The organism is Chitinophaga sp. 10T418, from assembly GCF_056394125.1.
This window is the reverse complement of sequence record NZ_JBFTHG010000006.1, coordinates 74,938-91,182: the sequence shown is the minus strand read 5'-3', so window position 1 is coordinate 91,182 and position 16,245 is coordinate 74,938. Positions and strand designations below refer to the sequence as shown.

General features: G+C 43.7%; 14 protein-coding genes. 7 read left to right on the top strand and 7 right to left on the bottom strand.

Features of this window, described 5'->3' with window-relative positions:
- Positions 1-92 precede the first annotated feature (92 nt).
- Positions 93-989: a hypothetical protein gene (locus AC1DCV_RS18515; RefSeq protein WP_477024547.1), complete on the bottom strand. Its 897-nt coding sequence runs from the start codon at positions 987-989 to the stop codon at positions 93-95.
- A gap of 421 nt (positions 990-1,410) precedes the next feature.
- On the opposite strand from AC1DCV_RS18515, the gene AC1DCV_RS18510 reads away from it, so the two are divergent.
- A complete protein-coding gene (locus AC1DCV_RS18510; protein WP_477024546.1) occupies positions 1,411-3,852 on the top strand; it encodes an ABC transporter permease in 2,442 nt (813 codons plus the stop codon).
- Positions 3,853-4,095: 243 nt separating this feature from the next.
- Here AC1DCV_RS18510 and AC1DCV_RS18505 read toward each other — a convergent pair whose 3' ends face one another.
- Entirely contained in the window at positions 4,096-4,311 is a 216-nt protein-coding gene (locus tag AC1DCV_RS18505; RefSeq protein WP_477024545.1) for a helix-turn-helix transcriptional regulator, read from the bottom strand.
- Positions 4,312-4,985: 674 nt separating this feature from the next.
- Between AC1DCV_RS18505 and AC1DCV_RS18500 the strand changes: the two genes are divergently transcribed.
- The 5 genes from AC1DCV_RS18500 to AC1DCV_RS18480 all read left to right on the top strand — a co-directional run bounded on the left by AC1DCV_RS18500 (position 4,986) and on the right by AC1DCV_RS18480 (position 9,311).
- Positions 4,986-5,393: a hypothetical protein gene (locus AC1DCV_RS18500; protein WP_477024544.1), complete on the top strand. Its 408-nt coding sequence runs from the start codon at positions 4,986-4,988 to the stop codon at positions 5,391-5,393.
- Positions 5,394-5,760: 367 nt separating this feature from the next.
- Positions 5,761-6,168 carry a hypothetical protein gene (locus AC1DCV_RS18495; protein ID WP_441575123.1) on the top strand — a complete coding sequence of 136 codons (408 nt, stop codon included), beginning with the start codon at positions 5,761-5,763 and terminating at the stop codon, positions 6,166-6,168.
- Between the two features lie 694 nt (positions 6,169-6,862).
- Positions 6,863-7,672, top strand: a complete 810-nt coding sequence (locus AC1DCV_RS18490) for a sensor histidine kinase (protein WP_477024543.1) — start codon at positions 6,863-6,865, stop codon at positions 7,670-7,672.
- Positions 7,673-7,781: 109 nt separating this feature from the next.
- Entirely contained in the window at positions 7,782-8,438 is a 657-nt protein-coding gene (locus AC1DCV_RS18485) for a response regulator (RefSeq protein WP_477024542.1), read from the top strand.
- A 21-nt stretch (positions 8,439-8,459) separates the two neighbouring features.
- The gene (locus tag AC1DCV_RS18480) at positions 8,460-9,311 is read left to right on the top strand and encodes a DUF2911 domain-containing protein (RefSeq protein ID WP_477024541.1); all 852 of its coding nucleotides are present in this window, start codon (positions 8,460-8,462) and stop codon (positions 9,309-9,311) included.
- Between the two features lie 77 nt (positions 9,312-9,388).
- On the opposite strand, the gene AC1DCV_RS18475 is transcribed toward AC1DCV_RS18480, so the two are convergent.
- The 3 genes from AC1DCV_RS18475 to AC1DCV_RS18465 form a co-directional block, all read right to left on the bottom strand.
- Positions 9,389-10,081 carry an Imm43 family immunity protein gene (locus AC1DCV_RS18475; protein ID WP_477024540.1) on the bottom strand — a complete coding sequence of 231 codons (693 nt, stop codon included), beginning with the start codon at positions 10,079-10,081 and terminating at the stop codon, positions 9,389-9,391.
- 213 nt (positions 10,082-10,294) lie between these two features.
- Positions 10,295-11,074: an acyl-CoA desaturase gene (locus AC1DCV_RS18470; RefSeq protein ID WP_477024539.1), complete on the bottom strand. Its 780-nt coding sequence runs from the start codon at positions 11,072-11,074 to the stop codon at positions 10,295-10,297.
- A gap of 111 nt (positions 11,075-11,185) precedes the next feature.
- Positions 11,186-12,829 carry an ABC transporter substrate-binding protein gene (locus tag AC1DCV_RS18465; RefSeq protein WP_477024538.1) on the bottom strand — a complete coding sequence of 548 codons (1,644 nt, stop codon included), beginning with the start codon at positions 12,827-12,829 and terminating at the stop codon, positions 11,186-11,188.
- 45 nt (positions 12,830-12,874) lie between these two features.
- Here AC1DCV_RS18465 and AC1DCV_RS18460 point away from each other — a divergent pair, with 45 nt between their 5' ends.
- On the top strand, positions 12,875-14,509 hold the full coding sequence (locus AC1DCV_RS18460) for a M1 family metallopeptidase (protein WP_477024537.1): 1,635 nt from the start codon (positions 12,875-12,877) through the stop codon (positions 14,507-14,509).
- 116 nt (positions 14,510-14,625) lie between these two features.
- Here the strand turns inward: AC1DCV_RS18460 and AC1DCV_RS18455 are convergent, their stop codons facing one another.
- Positions 14,626-15,285, bottom strand: coding sequence for an NADPH-dependent F420 reductase (locus AC1DCV_RS18455; RefSeq protein WP_477024536.1), 660 nt, complete (start codon positions 15,283-15,285; stop codon positions 14,626-14,628).
- Between the two features lie 169 nt (positions 15,286-15,454).
- Positions 15,455-16,207, bottom strand: a complete 753-nt coding sequence (locus tag AC1DCV_RS18450; protein WP_477024535.1) for a menaquinone biosynthetic enzyme MqnA/MqnD family protein — start codon at positions 16,205-16,207, stop codon at positions 15,455-15,457.
- Positions 16,208-16,245: the final 38 nt, after the last annotated feature.

The following is a 16,245-nucleotide window of genomic DNA, read 5'->3' as shown; positions in this document are numbered from 1 at the left end:
TCTTTTGCCATTAAGATGGGTCAACATTCGGGGAACGTCGTATTGATGACGGAGTTGACTAACAGATGGAAGACTTCGAACTTTCTTTTCTTTTACAATAAGCTGTAGTGGGTTAGCAAACGATCGGTATCACTCTTCTTTTTTCGTGGGCCCGTTAGCGTGATCATATCACTTAACCAGCTACCGATTTGACGGGACGCCCTTTTGACTCTCGAACGCTTATAAATTATATTCAGGTTGCTACAGGGGGCTATATCCCGGCGGTCTCTGGATTGAGACATCCTTTCATCTTCTGCCCACAGCAGTTGTTCATTTTTATAAATCTTAAAATATACATCTGGTCCCAGGTTTTTCCGGTCCGGTATAATCGACTTCATCAGCCCTGACCGCACATGTTGCCGGGAGAAATGAAGGAAATACCGGCCCACCTCATCTGTTTTCGTCTGTCCGATTACCTGACCGGTTTGCGCATTATATGCTTCTACTTTCAAATGAGGCTGTCCTGCCGCTCCCAGATGGGGCTTTACCACTCCTGTAATTACCCATGCCCCTGCATTAGCATAAATGTTATGCCAGATGGTGGCAGGTATTACGTAAGCATAGGCACCTACATAACCATTGCTATTTCGTTTCCAGTGCAACACAATACTGCTCAGATGAAAGTTGCGCGACTGCTGGCTACCATTTTTACCGGGTAACTGATCCAGGCAAAGGTCCAGTTCCAGTGGTTCGGTAAAAAGATGTACTTCGTCCCAGCTAAGACTAAAGTTTCCTTTTTCATCCAGCGTAGTGTGAGCCAGTAACCTGTCGGCCTTCATCAGCACTTCTTTGGCAGACAAAGGCTTCATGTCATTAAAAATGCCTGATGCCTGATTCTCTGTCCGGTTCCTTATATCCGGCAGATAAATACGAATGCGTGCATTTGCCAGCGGCTCAATACAATCATTACAAATAAGTGCAGAGATGTTTCCGATTAATAGGTAACTCATAATTTTATTTTTTTAACGAAAAAAAAAAGGGGTTAACGAGCATCACCTGATGAATTGTTTCTGCATATACTAAATCAAAGACAAACAAGGTAGAAAGGCCAATTACTATTAAACTTTTCTGAGGACAATAGATTACTAAGCCAGTTGACAATACAAAGATTAGGAAGTTTAGAAGAGGAGTCAAGCGTTTAACAACTGAAAAAAATGAATACGTATAAGTACGCATATCAGCATGAGAGTTACGTGGCGAGATTGATTGGCAAAATGTTATGAAGGAAAATGGGGAATGCAATCGCCCATATCCGGACTGTTCGTGTTCGGATACGGACAACAAAGCAGCTTTGCTCATCTGATTATCAGATGGATATGAAAAGGCATGTTTTTGGGCAATGTAGTTACCTGCAAAAAGCCAATTGAAAGCATGCTTAGAAACTACCTGAAAATCGCCTGGAGAAATCTGCTGAGAAACAGGACCTTCTCCTTTATCAACATCACCGGTCTGGCAGTAGGACTTGGCTGCTTTCTGCTGATTGCACTGTATGTGCTGGACGAACTGAGCTTCGACCGTTACTACAATAAAACAGAAAATATCTATCGTATTAACGGGGATGCCCGTTGGGGCGGTCAGGAGCTTCACGTCGCCGAAACTTCGGATATGATGGGCCCCATCCTTAAAGAGGATTATCCACAGGTGGAGGAATACACGAGAATTTATTCGCACAGCGGTGACGTAAAACTGATCAGGAAAGACAATGAGTATATCACAGAAACACGTACCGCTTATGTTGATTCCACCTTCTTCAATGTCTTTGCATTCCCGGCCCTGGAAGGCAATACCCTGACTGCATTGAATGTTCCCCATACCGTGGTGATAACGGCATCCACTGCGGCCCGCTATTTCGGATCGGCCGGCAGCGCCATCGGCAAAATGCTCGAAGTGCAGGAAGGCGGCAAGGACATACCTTATAAAGTGAGCGCCGTGATAGCCGATATTCCCGGCAATACCCATTTCCATTTTGACCTGCTGTTCTCTATGAAAAGCCTGGATTACAAATGGGGACAACTGGGCAACGCCAATTTCCACACCTACCTCGTTCTCAGGCCTGGCACCAACTATAAGGCTTTTGAAAAAAAGTTTCCCGACTATATTAATAAACATCTAATCCCCATCATGAAGGATTTCCAGATCTACAGCATGGCAGACCTGGAAAAATCGGGGAACCGGTTTAGCTTTTCGCTCATTCCTGTAACACAAATACATCTGTATTCCGACAGGCAGGGTGGAGAAGAACTCAGCCCGCCCGGCAGTGTGCAATATGTTGCCATTTTTTCTGCCGTGGCCCTGTTCATCCTGCTCATTGCCTGTGTCAACTTCATGAACCTGACAACGGCCCGATCTATCGGCAGGGCACGGGAAGTAGGCGTCCGTAAAGTATTGGGGACCGATCGCAGAGAACTGGTGATGCAGTTCCTCATTGAATCTATCCTGATGGTATTCCTGTCCTTATTAATCGGCATCGGTATCACCTTTCTGGCGTTGCCATTTTTCAATTCACTGTCCGGCAAAACAATGACCCTGGCAAGTCTTTTTTCTCCGGTGATCCTGCCACTCATGATCGCATTGCCTTTTGCAGTAGGACTGTTGGCGGGAAGCTATCCGGCTTTCTTCCTCTCCGGTTTTAAGCCTATCGAAGTATTGAAAGGCCGGCTTAAAGCAGGAACAAAAAGTGGAGGGCTTCGGAGTGCACTGGTCATCGTCCAGTTTACCATTTCAATTGTGCTGATCATAGGGACAATCGTTGTATTCAGGCAACTGCATTACATTCAGACACGCGACCTTGGGTTTAACAAGGAGCAGGTGTTGATTGTGGATGGTGCTGATGCGCTGGGCAGTAACGCGGATGCATTTAAGAAGGAAGTGACGCAATTGTCTGGTGTAAAAGCCGGAACACTGAGTGCCTTTCTACCGGTATCCAAATCGGCCCGTAATGTATATAACATCTTCAAAGACCCTGTCCAAACTGCATCCAACAGTTTCAATATAGCCACCTGGGCGATTGACGATGGGTACTTTTCTACAATAGGTATCAAAGTGCTAAAGGGAAGGAATTTTTCTCCCGGTTTCAGAACGGATTCCTCCTCGGTGATCATCAACGAAGCCGCTGCCAGGATTTTAGGCTATGCCGATCCGATAGGAAAGAATGTATATACCTTCAATGACGCCGGAAAGCCAACCGCTTATCCGATCGTTGGCGTGGTGAAGGATTTTAATTTTGAAACCCTGCACCACGAGGTGGGTCCTCTTATGTTCACCTTGCAGAGAAGCACAGGGCTTGCCTCTTTTAAAGTGAATACCTCCGTCATCGCCCCGCTGATCACACAGGTCAGGAACAAATGGGCAGCGCTGGCACCTGGTGCACCTTTCAGCTTCCGGTTCCTCGATGATTCTTTTAACGAGATGTATCAATCCGAGCAACAGGTTGGAAAGATTGCCACTATCTTTTCGGTTTTAGCGATATTGATCTCCTGCCTGGGTATGTTCGGCTTGGCAACATTTGTTGCGGAACAAAGAACAAAAGAGATGGGAATCCGCAAAGTACTGGGCGCAAGTGTACAAGGGATCGTTGGTTTGCTTTCGGCAGATTTTATAAAGCTGGTGGTCATCGCCTTCTTCATCGCCACCCCTTTGGCCTGGTGGATCATGAATAAATGGTTGCAGGACTTTGTTTACCGGGTAAATTTCAGTTGGTGGATCATCCCCGCATCGGGTCTGGCTGCCTTGCTGATTGCGCTGGTCACGGTAAGCTTTCAGGCGATTCGCGCAGCGGTGGCCAATCCTGTCAGGAGCCTCAGAATGGAATAAATTTTATCGGATAGCTACTTCAGGACGAGACAACCTGTATAGCCAGGTCAGGACGAGACACATAGTGCGGTGAAAGAGTAGTGAAAGAGTAGTAAGAGTGTAGTAAAAGAGTAATCTAACAGTAGTAAGAGTGCGGTGGAACAGTAGTAGAAGTATAGTGGGAATGTAATAGATAGACGAGCCCTAAGTACCGGAGAAGTACCGGAGAAGTAATCAGAGTACCATCCGAGGGGGTAATTCCCTCTACCCGTTTTTCTTCGTACTAATCAGCAATTCCCGTACATCTACATCCAATGCCTCCGCAATAGCAAACAGAGATTCTATTCCCGGCTGCACGCTGTTTGTACACCACTTGGAAACCGTTCCTACAGTTACCTCTAGCCTCTCCGCCAGCCAGTTATTTGTCCGTCTTTTTTCTACAATAACTATCTTAATCCTATTATATATCTTCTTAGCCATATAATGTATGCTTCCAGAATTATTTATAGCAAAATAAGAATTATTTATGAATTGAATAACTACAATATAGATATTATTATAATTTATATTAGTACTATTAAAACCAATTTTAGTGAAATTACAACCAAATTGATATCTTTATTCAAACATCATCCATATGCAACCCCACGCACGCAATATACGCTTTCACGCAAAACCCTTTACGCCTGACAGATGAAGAACTCCTCCATCCGGAAGCTGTTTTGAAAAACTTCTTCGAGCTATTCGGTCCGGGTGAAACCAGCTATATTCTTTCTTCAGTACAAACCGAAGCGCTGACTAATCCTGATAGCCCTTACCATTCTGTAAAAGAGCGAATGAAAGTCCTCTCCTGTTTTACAGAATTACATCGGGTTATAGAAGCGGCGTTTGTTATCTCCCAAAAAAAATAAATTTTCAAATTCCATACTACCGTCATCATTGATAATATAAAAGAATGCGTAGAATTACGCATTCTGCGGTTAGGCTTACGTAATTACTTCACCTTCAACCAGTAGCTAAAATCAACAAAACGCAATAGCACGCTGAATCAGCGCCGATGATAATATATCTACGTTTTTTAGTTTACATCTTAATGCCTGCTTGTATATGTGATAATTTATAATAATTTTACTCCAAACTAAAACTTACCCACAATGAGCGATTCTTACAAGAGGCCTATCCCATCGGATGCAGGCGGTTTCATTTCGCTTGACGAAATGAACGAACTCACCAAAAATCATGATGATGATCATGTAAACCAAAAATCCTTTGGTACTCATGTTAAGGCTATGTGCTATGGCAAAGACAAAGTATTGGAATTGTTGGATCAACCGGGCGCAGTAGCCTTAAGGATATACTACGGAATAAAAGTAGATACAGATGGAGATGGAAGAAAAGAAAGGAAAATGATTCTTGTAGCAGTAAACGAAGCAGGTGATGATATTCTGCCAACACCTATTACTGAAACAGATAAGACTGTCGCTGTTGCCAAAACTCTGGAGGCGAAAATATTAGATTCTGGTGTTCCATGCCCTGAATATTGTTCCGGGAAATTACCTTAACACCACCTTCAGTCGTATTTTAAAACACGCCATAATATAATATTATCAATCTTGTTGTTTGCAGCCAGGTACACAAACGCCTGCATATGCTTATTATTAATGGCGTTAAATAATGGTGAACTCCATTAACCAAAAAACCATTTGATGTTTTTTGATAAAATAAAAGAATGCGTACTTCTACGCATTCTACGGATAAGTCTACGTAATCAATTCACCTTTATCCATTAGCTAAAATAGACAAAACACAATAGCACACTGAATCAGCGCCGATGATAATATATCTACGTTTTTTAATTTACATCTTAACGCCTGCTTGTATATGTGATAATTTATAATAATTTTACCCCCAAACTAAAACTTACCCACAATGAGCGATTCTTACAAGAGGCCTATTCCATCGGATGCTGGCGGTTTCATTTCGCTTGATGAAATGAACGAACTCACCAAAAATCATGATGATGATCATGTAAACCAAAAATCCTTTGGTACTCATGTTAAGGCTATGTGCTATGGCAAAGACAAAGTATTGGAATTGTTGGATCAACCGGGCGCAGTAGCCTTAAGGATATATTACGGAATAAAAATAGATACTGATGGAGATGGAATAAAAGAAAAGAAAATGATTCTCGTAGCAGTAAACGAAGAAGGTGATGATATTCTGCCAACACCTATTACTGAAACAGATAAGACTATCGCTGTTGCCAAAACTTTGCAGGCGAAAATATTAGATTCTGGCGTTCCATGCCCTGAATATTGTTCCGGGAAAAGGCCGTAATTATAAAGCAATCAAGTGAATATAACATTCTTCTGGATTATCTACTATTGCATGATGGGGGTCGAATTTTTGGTTCTGATCCCCTTCATCCTGCAATATAAATTACTTGATAAGGCATCAAAGTGCATGTTTTATTACATATTGAGTTGTACCGTTTTTGCCGGAGGATCTTATATTCTTCAGAAGTTTTATGGCAATAACATGTGGTTTTTCAACTTAATGTACTTTATCCAATTTGTTATCCTATCCGTATTTTATTACATCTCCATTAAAAACCCCACCGTACGCACCATTGTTCGATATATGCCGCTTTTAATCCTGGCAATATTTGTTTTTGATTTATTCTTTATTGAAGGGGTGCGGGCTTTCAACTCTATTTCATCAGGAGTAAAGAACCTGGTTTTACTTGTTTATGGTGTTTACTACTTCCTCCAGATGATTAAGGATAAGGAGCTGATTGAAAAAGCCATTTATATTGATTCGCTACCCGTCTTCTGGTATAGTGCCGCAATATTCATTTTCTCCTGTACCGAATTTCTCTTCTGTATCAGTTATAATCATCTACAGGCATTGCAAACTTCAGGAGTTGCCAGAATGGGAATGACGATAACAATATTTACTATCAATTATATTGTTGGCATAATATCCATGATTCTTCTTTATATTGGTCTCTCAAAGAATAAAAAACTGAGATATGCAGACAGTTGATATTATTGTAATTGGCACTACAGTAATGTTAATGCTTGGAGTAATTGTGATCATATTAGTGATGTTGCAACAGAAACAGGTAATCCAACATAAGCTTGTCATTCGTGATAAAGACCTCCAACTCCAACGTGAACGACTCGTCGCCGTACTCCAGGGCCAGGAGCAGGAACGTAAACGTATTGCAGAAGACCTTCATGATGAGGTGGGTGCCCAACTCTCTGTACTAAAACTTAATCTCGGCGGGCTTCAACCCCTGCTGAAAACAGGTAATGGCGAAACAGAACGCCTGAAAGAAACCAAAGACTTTGCGGACATCATTATCCAGCAACTGCGGTTCATTTCCCAGAGCCTCCACCCCCAGGCACTGGAAAACCTTGGCCTGGCGCATGCATTGGACTCGTTCTGTAACCTGATGAACAAAAATAAACAGGTAAATATAACGTTCAAAACCGCCGGCAACGGGCAAACGGTAGACAGGGAAAAAGCATTAAACGTATACCGCGTGGTGCAGGAACTGCTGAATAATATCCTGAAACATGCCGAGGCGACCGAAGTACTGATCACTTACCAAACTACTCCTTCCCTGTTAACCATTAACGTGGAAGACAATGGTAACGGAGCATTACTCCCGTCCCTGGCCGATTCCCGTAAGAAAACCGGCAGCCTGGGGCTTAAAAATATTGAAAGCCGTCTTAATATTATCGGTGGAAATATTACCTTCACTTCCAGAACACCACAAGGAACTATTGCTTCGATTAGTGTAGAGAATTATCAGGCGCCCACACAGAATAGTTGATACTTATGTTGTTTTATTACTAAATTGCCGTCCGGTTGTGTTTGTAACGGCATGACTTATAGTAATTTATTCTCAATAAAATAATAGCAAATCTTCTAACTGTCCATTTATGGCACACATAAAAGTGGCCATTGCGGATGATCATAAGATCTTTCGCAGTGGGGTGATAAACACTCTGATTCCATACGAAAATATCCGCTTCATATTTGAAGCCGACGACGGGCTGCATCTTTTACAGATGATGGAATCACAACAACCGGATGTGATCCTCATGGATCTCAAAATGCCTAACATGGATGGCATTGAAGCCACCGTCAAAGTAAAAGAAAAATATCCTGACGTAAAGATCATCATACTCACCATGTATGAAGATGACAACTTTATTGTCCATCTCGTGGAAAACGGCGCTAACGCCTATTTACTCAAAAATGCAGAACCGGAAGAAATCTATGAAGCCATCTGTACTACTTACGAAAAAGGATTTTATTTCAATGAAAATGTAAACCTGGCGCTGCTTAAAAAGGTATTACATAAAAACAAGCAACAGTTTAAGCCTACACTCAAAAACGAAATACAACTGAACGACCGGGAACAGGAAGTACTGAAGTTGATCTGTAATGAACTCACCACCCAGGAGATTTCTGAACAGATTTTTCTGAGTCCCCGTACTGTAGAAGGCATCCGTCAAAAATTATTAGAAAAAATCAACGTTAAAAACAGCGTTGGACTGGTACTGTACGCATTCCGAAACGGATTAATAGAATAGATTTTAAATACCCACCTAATCATGAGAACTATCAGAACCTTTGCTGCTACAGCTGGCGCTATGCTATTGCTGTATGCCGGCACTACCCTTGCACAGGGAATTAAAATGCCTGCGCCAAGCCCTACTCAAACGATCAAACAGGACTTTGCTTTATCCAACATAGAGCTGAGCTACTCCCGTCCGCTGAAAAACGGCAGGGTGATCATGGGCGACCTGGTGCCTTACGGCAAAGTATGGAGAACCGGCGCTAACAGTGCTACGACCATTACTTTCGGAGAAGATGTAAAATTTGGCGGCGTACCTGTGAAAGCAGGTAAATACGGCTTGCTCACCATCCCCGGTGCTCAGTCCTGGACCGTGATCCTGACCAGCAGCCTGGATGTAACCAGCCCGTCTGCTTACAAACAAGAAAATGATATCGCCCGCGTACAGGTAAAACCTGTAGCAGCTCCTTTCAGCCAGGAAAGCTTTACTATCGGCCTTGAAAACGTACGTTCCAACTCCGTAGTACTGACCCTCAGCTGGGATAAAACAAAAGTACCAGTAGTTATTGGTGCTGATATCGATGATAAAATCACTGCACAGATCAACGATGCGATGCAGTCTGCCGACAAAAAGCCTTACTACCAGGCAGCAGTATATTACTATGAAAGTGGTAAAGACCTCACCAAAGCAGTAGAGTGGATCAACGAAGCTGCTACACAAAGCCCTGACGCATTTTGGGTATGGTACCAGAAAGCACGTATCAACGCAAAAGCGAAGAACGTGAAAGTAGCAAAAGAAGCTGCACAGAAATCAATCGAACTGGCTACCACCGCTAAGAACGATGACTATGTAACGCTGAACAAAAAGTTACTGGCTACTTTAAAATAAGCTGATCACCATCTGCCCGAAACAGGTAGATGAATAAAGTATATGTCCCGGTTATCGAATGATAACCGGGACTTTTTTTAACCTTCCTGAATTTTGTCCTCCACTCTCTGGGAGATCCGGTATCCGGGAAAGTCCATCAGATCAATATCTACGGTTGGCGGCAAATGTAATCCCAAAAGATGCTCCTGCCTGGCTTTCATCAAAAAATGTTCTGATGCGAGTAGTCTCGCTGGCAATTGATTTGGCCGGAATAAATCATATCCATCTGTTTTTTGAGCATCGACAAGATACTTGTATATATATTTTAATTGGGGATCCTTTCTTTCCTCATCCTGATAAATAATACCTCCATCTGCTGCTCTCTCCAGTCTGTATTCAGAAGTATGTAAATCAATGGCATCCAGCTCAGTGCAAATGGCGCATACAAAATATGATTTATGGGTAATTCTTATAGTCTTCTGTTTGCTGCCAGTAACAAAGGCATTCAACTTTGCAAATGAATAGTCAATCTTCAGCCCGGTCAGCATCTTAAGAAAATCATCAGACACTATTTTAATATCCTTGTGTTGATCAAAGAAATCGAAATTGATATTGCTTTCATTGAAAATAATATCCTGCCCCTCTACTAATCGCAACGATGCACTATCACCGCTCAATAGCTTTTTGTCAAGTCCTGGCGTTTCATCAACAATCGGAAATCTCGTTTCCAGCCATATCGGTAATCCACTCCCTTTGATTTCGTTTCCTTTGTATTTCAGATAAAAATGCATGTGCCTGGCGTTTTGGGTAATGATAGATCATCCTATAATTAGTATCAGCACCTACAAAGCATATAGCCTGTGCGCTAAAGGTAGGACATTTTACAGCTTTGTTTTATCGTTCTGATTCTTCGGGAAGTCCGGTACATACCTTCATAAAAAATGCCTCACCATTACGGCAAGGCACTTTCTATTATTGTAACAGATTGATTGTACGGTGTACTATTATGCAGCTTTCGCTTTCTTCAGCTGTGCAGGCGTAATCATGGCTGGTTTCAGCTTGATGATACCTACAAAGTTCAGCAGCTTCATTACCTGGTAGCTTGGATCAAACTCATACCACTTCTTAGCGAAGTTAGGGCTGTCCTTAAATTTGTGGTGGTTGTTCTGGAACAGCTCTCCCATCAGTATAATACCCCATGGAGAAGTATTTCTGGAGTGATCACTGTTGTCAAAATTCTGGTAACCATATTTATGACCACACCAGTTCACGATAGCGCCTTGTACAGGTCCCATCAGGAAATGGATAGGCAACAGAAAATAAAGATACCACATGCCAGCCGGAACAAATACTACGTAAAAAGCTACATAGATAGCCATCCAGGCGAAACGGGTAATGTTGCTGTCGCCGAATTTATCCATAGCATCCCATTCTGGTAATGGCTCTGCAGTGAATTTAGGATCAACGCTGCTGGTACGGGTAGCAAAACCATTATAGAGTTTGCGGGTCTGTACCATCATACCCCAAACATCTTTAAAGAAGTGTGGAGAATGCGGATCGTGCTCGGTATCGCTGAATTCATGGTGCATGCGGTGCATAACGCCATAAGCTCTTGGAATCAGGTATGATGAACCCTGGAAAAACCAGGTACTGAAATAAAAGAAACGTTCCCAGAACTTGCTGGTAGTATACATCTGGTGAGATGCATACCTGTGTAAATAGAATGTGTGAAAGAACAATGAAAAGAACCAATGCACACAAAAGAATATCAGGATCGCCGTCATTTCTATAAAATGTAAAGTGACAAATAAGGGGCAAAGGTAAGATAAATAGCCGGGAAAAATGCCAAAGAAGACCGCCCTATGGTCACCAAAATGTTAAAATAATTTTAAATTTTATTTTTTCTTTACCCAACGTAACTCCAACAGGTTCATGCCGTTACCGGGAAATCCCGATACATTTGGCTGCACCAGCCGCACCACTTCGTCATAGAACAAAGGCACTACGGCCGCGTCCGAAATAATCATGTTATCCATGGCCTGGTACTGTGTGTAACGGATGCTGTCGTTGTTTTCTTCCAGCGACTTTTCATATAATATATCAAATGCCGGGTTCTGATAACGGGTATAATTAGGCGGGGCCGGATTCTTACTGTAAAACATGGCCAGGTAACTTTCCGCATCCGGGTAATCTGCGATCCAGCTACCGCGGAAAAACAACGCCTGTGATTTAGCCGTTTGCTCCATCAGCAAGCCTTTCTGTATCACCTCCACCTGTATACGAATGCCGGTTTCCTGCAATTGGTTGGCCACATAGTTGGCCAGGTCCGCATAAATAGGAATAGACAGTAACTTAATCACCGGCAGCCCCTGTCCATCAGGATAACCGGCTTCCCGTAGCAGCTGTCTGCTCATAGCCGGATTATAAGGATAGCCTCTTACTTTGGCGCTATCAAAAGACGGAAGTCCTGCTGGCACAAAACCCGCCATGGCAGCGGAGCCAATGCCGTTACGCAGATAGGTCATCATTTTCGTACGGTCGATACCGTAGTTAATGGCCTGTCGTATTTTCTTTAAGCGCGTAGGCGATGTTTTCACCAGCGCATTTTCGGGGTCTGTCAGGAAGCCCAGGTATTCTGTATTCAGATAAGGATGCTTGTTCAATACCATCTTTCCCTCCCACTCCTTCCGGAGCTTGCCCTGCTTAGTCAGCACTTCATCTTTAAAAGAGGCGTCAATATCATTCATGAAATCCAGTTGCCCCTGTCGGAACAACAGGAACTCGGAGGCCTTGCTGTCCAGGAAGCCTACCTGCACGGCTTCCATATAAGGCAAACGATGCCCGGTGCTGTCTTTTTCGAAATAGTCAGGATTGCGGTGCAACACCAGCGCCTGACCTTCGTCCCAGAGGAAAAAGCGGAATGGCCCGGTGCCACAGGGATGATTGCGGAAGTCCTTTCCATATTTTTCGATGGCTTCATGTGGCACTATAGAGCAGTATTGCATGCTCAGGATGCCCAGCACCGGGTGAAAAGGACGATATAACGTTAATTCAAAAGTAGAGTCATTGAGCGCCCGGAAGCCACTGTCGGCGCTGAGTTTACCGTTAAAGATCCAGGCGCCCGGCGAAGCGGTTACCGGGTCCATAATACGATGCAGACTGTACACTACGTCCTGCGCAGTCATGCGCCGGCCTTTGCCCCCGGGAAAAATATCGCTGTCGTGGAAGTATACGTCTGTTCTCAGGTCAAAGGTATAGGTACGGTGATCCGCTGATACGCGCCATTGCTTCGCCAGCGAAGGCCGTATCACCAGGTTGCTGTCTGGTTCCACGAGGGTATTGTACAACTGTTTTACCGCCCATATCACCTCCTGGCTTTTGGCAAAAGCCGGATCAAGGGAAGCAATGGCGTTGGTACTATTGTACCGGAACACGGACAAACGCTGTTTCTCCGGGCTACCGCACGCCCCTGACAACAGGCTACAGAACCCTATAAAGCACCATCTGATGATAACCGCCTGACAATAACAACTTTTCATTTGGCAGTAAATTAATATCTTTCAGTCTAAAATATACGAATAAATATGCGCGGCATACCAATGCTTTGTATAGCCCTGATGGCAACCCTTACCGCAGCGGCACAGCAAAAATTCAGCAGGGCGGACACGCTGAGAGGCAGCATTACTCCTCCACGCGCCTGGTGGGATGTGATCAACTACGACCTGCATGTACAGGTAAATACCGATGACAGCACCTTCCAGGGCTTTAACACCATTACCTACAAGGTGCTGAAACCAGATACCCTCATGCAGATAGATCTGCAGTTCCCCATGGTGATAGACAGTGTAATACAGGATAAAAAATCCCTGTCGTTTACCCGTGACAGTAATGCCTGGTTTATAAAAATAAAAACGCCACAGGTAACAGATAAAAAGAAACAGATCACCATTTTTTACAGCGGTAAACCACACCGCGCAAAGAATGCGCCCTGGGATGGCGGCATCGTATGGTCTAAAGATGAAAAGGGCCGCCCGTGGATAGCCACGGCAGTACAGGGCTTGGGCGCCAGCGTATGGTGGCCGAATAAAGATACCCAAAGCGATGAACCGGAAAACATGACCATTAACGTAACCGTACCTGCGGAGCTGACAGACGTTTCCAACGGACGCCTGAAGAAAACCATCGACAACCCCGATGGCACCCACTCCTTCATATGGTATGTGAGCAACCCGATTAACAACTATGATGTAGCGCTGAACATAGGTAATTATACAGAGATAAAAGACAGCTACTCCGGCGAAGGCGGCAAGCTGGATCTGGGCTACTGGGTACTGGATTATAACGAAGAAAAAGCCAGGGAACATTTCAAAGTAGTAAAGCCTATGCTGAAATGCTTTGAATACTGGTTTGGGAAATATCCTTTTTATAAAGACAGCTACAAGCTGGTAGAGACCCCGTTCCTGGGCATGGAGCATCAGAGCGCGGTGGCCTATGGCAACAAATTCCAGATGGGCTATAAAGGCACTGACCTTTCCGGCACTGGCTGGGGGCTGAAATGGGATTTCCTGGTTATACATGAAAGCGGTCATGAATGGTTTGGTAACAGCATCACCAGCAAAGACCTGGCGGATATGTGGATTCATGAATCCTTTACCAACTACTCTGAAACCTTATTTACAGAATGTGCGTATGGACCTAAAGCCGCGCAGGAATATGTACAGGGCATCCGTAAAAATGTCAAGAATGATGAGCCTATCATAGCGCCCTATGGCGTGAATGCAGAAGGCAGCGGTGACATGTATTATAAGGGCGCCAACATGATCCATAATATCCGTCAGATCATGGAAAACGATGAAGCTTTCCGGCAGATGCTGAGAGGCATGAACAAAACGTTCTACCATCAAACCGTTACCACGCAACAGGTAGAAGAGTATATGAGCCAGGCAGTGGGTATGAATCTGAATAAAATATTTGATCAATACCTGCGCCACACTACTATTCCAACACTGGAATACCGTTTCGCAGGGCAGCAACTGCAATACCGCTGGGTGACTGATGTAAAGGACTTTAATATGCCGGTAAGAGTGAAGTTGAGCGATAATGGTTATAAGCTGATCTATCCTGGTACATTATGGCATAGCTCCAATATTACGCTGAGTGATCATAAGAATTTTGAAGTAGACAAGAATTTCTTCATAAAAATAAGAGAAGCGAAGTAAGCTTTTAGCAGTTAGCTTTTAGCTTTTAGCAAAATGCAGMGAAGACGTAAGCAGTATATGCCGGTCTTCGCTGCATTTTGCTAAAAGCTAAAAGCTAACTGCTAAAAGCTTACTCGCTATTTCTTAAGCAACTTAAATGCGTGGGCGGTGCTATCATTTAAAAAGCCGTAGGCGGCCCATAAAATAGAGAGTGGTTCTATGCTCCGGCTCATTTCTATATTGCCCATATCCGCTACATCATTCCATCCTATCTGGTGCAGGAGGTTAATGACTTGTCTTTTTGCATCGGCGTTATTACCGGCGATAAACATGGTAGGTGAGCCTTCCTGGAATTCGGGGAGGAGCATTCTTTCATGACCAATACAGCTGAGCGCCTTTACTACATTAGCATCTGGCGGCAACCAGGCCTGTATTTGTTCTCCTGCAGAATTATTATGGCCGATGGTAAAAGTGAGTCTTCCGCTTTCATCGGGACCTTTGCCATCAAGTGGATTGGTTACATCTACCACTGTTTTGGTTTTGAAATTCCAGATGCCTGCTGCTTCAATGGCTTTTTTGGTACCTATCCAGCTGGTGCAGATCAGGAGTAGTTCCCCGAATTCTGCCGCCTGCCTGAAAGTTCCTACCATCGCTTGTTTACCTTGTTTCTTTATCCATTGCTGCAATGATTCTTTGGAAGGATTACGGGTGCCGATAGTAACATGATGCCCTGTTTGAATAAGACCTTTGCCAAGGGTTAGCCCTACCGGACCGCTTCCCAGGATACCGATTTTCATGAGCGTAGATTAATATTAAGCAGATGATGGTGCGAAACATGAAGATACTTAAAAAAGCAGAAAGGATAAAGCTTAAAGCAAAAAGCTACTACCCCACAGATAAAAGCGATCAATGATGTTTTCCGCTTATATCTGTGTAGTAGTAGCCTGATATCTTATCTACTCTGTATTATCCCTGCTGCTCTTCCTGCAAATATCCCAGGAACTTCTGCATCCCCTGCCGTTTGGCGGGGGTGAAAGGATAGCTGATGTTATGGATATAGTAAGTAGTCAGATCGTAGATGTCGTAAGGGTTTTCGGCTACCACGGCAGGAATATTTTTAATGCCGATACTGGTGGCCTCGTTAAATTCCTTTGTAAACTCGGCTGGCAGCGGTTTATTGCTGATCCAGGCGGCAAATACAAATGGCAAACTGGTAAATCGTACCCAATTTTCGGCAAGGTCATATATATATGGCGATACTTTGCGTTGTGCCAAAGCACGGTCGCCGATCACCAGTCCTGCGTCTGTTCCTTTGATTTTATCCTGGTAATCGCCGCTGGTGTCAACAAATTCCATGTCCAGCTTCCAATACTCACGTACCAATACCTTGAGCAAGGCAACAGAAGTCCGGCTCTGGTAGTCCAGGTAAATGCGTTTAATCTCATTTAAGGGTACATCGCTATACAAACAAACAGATGCCACAGGTCCTTCGGCACCAATACAATAATCTGCTATAATATGATACTCCTTTAATTTAGGGATAATTGCAACTGGCACCAATGCCACGTCTACATCTCCATCTATCAGCTGCTGGGCTATTTTAGCCGGATAATCCATCGATAATTCCATCATCTCCATCACCGGATGATTCCTGAATCCATACAATAAAGGCTTCGTATTCAAATAACTTACAGCCGCAACTTTTACTTTCCGTTCCAATTTCAGTAATTTTGAAGCTGCAAAAGTAACTAAATCCC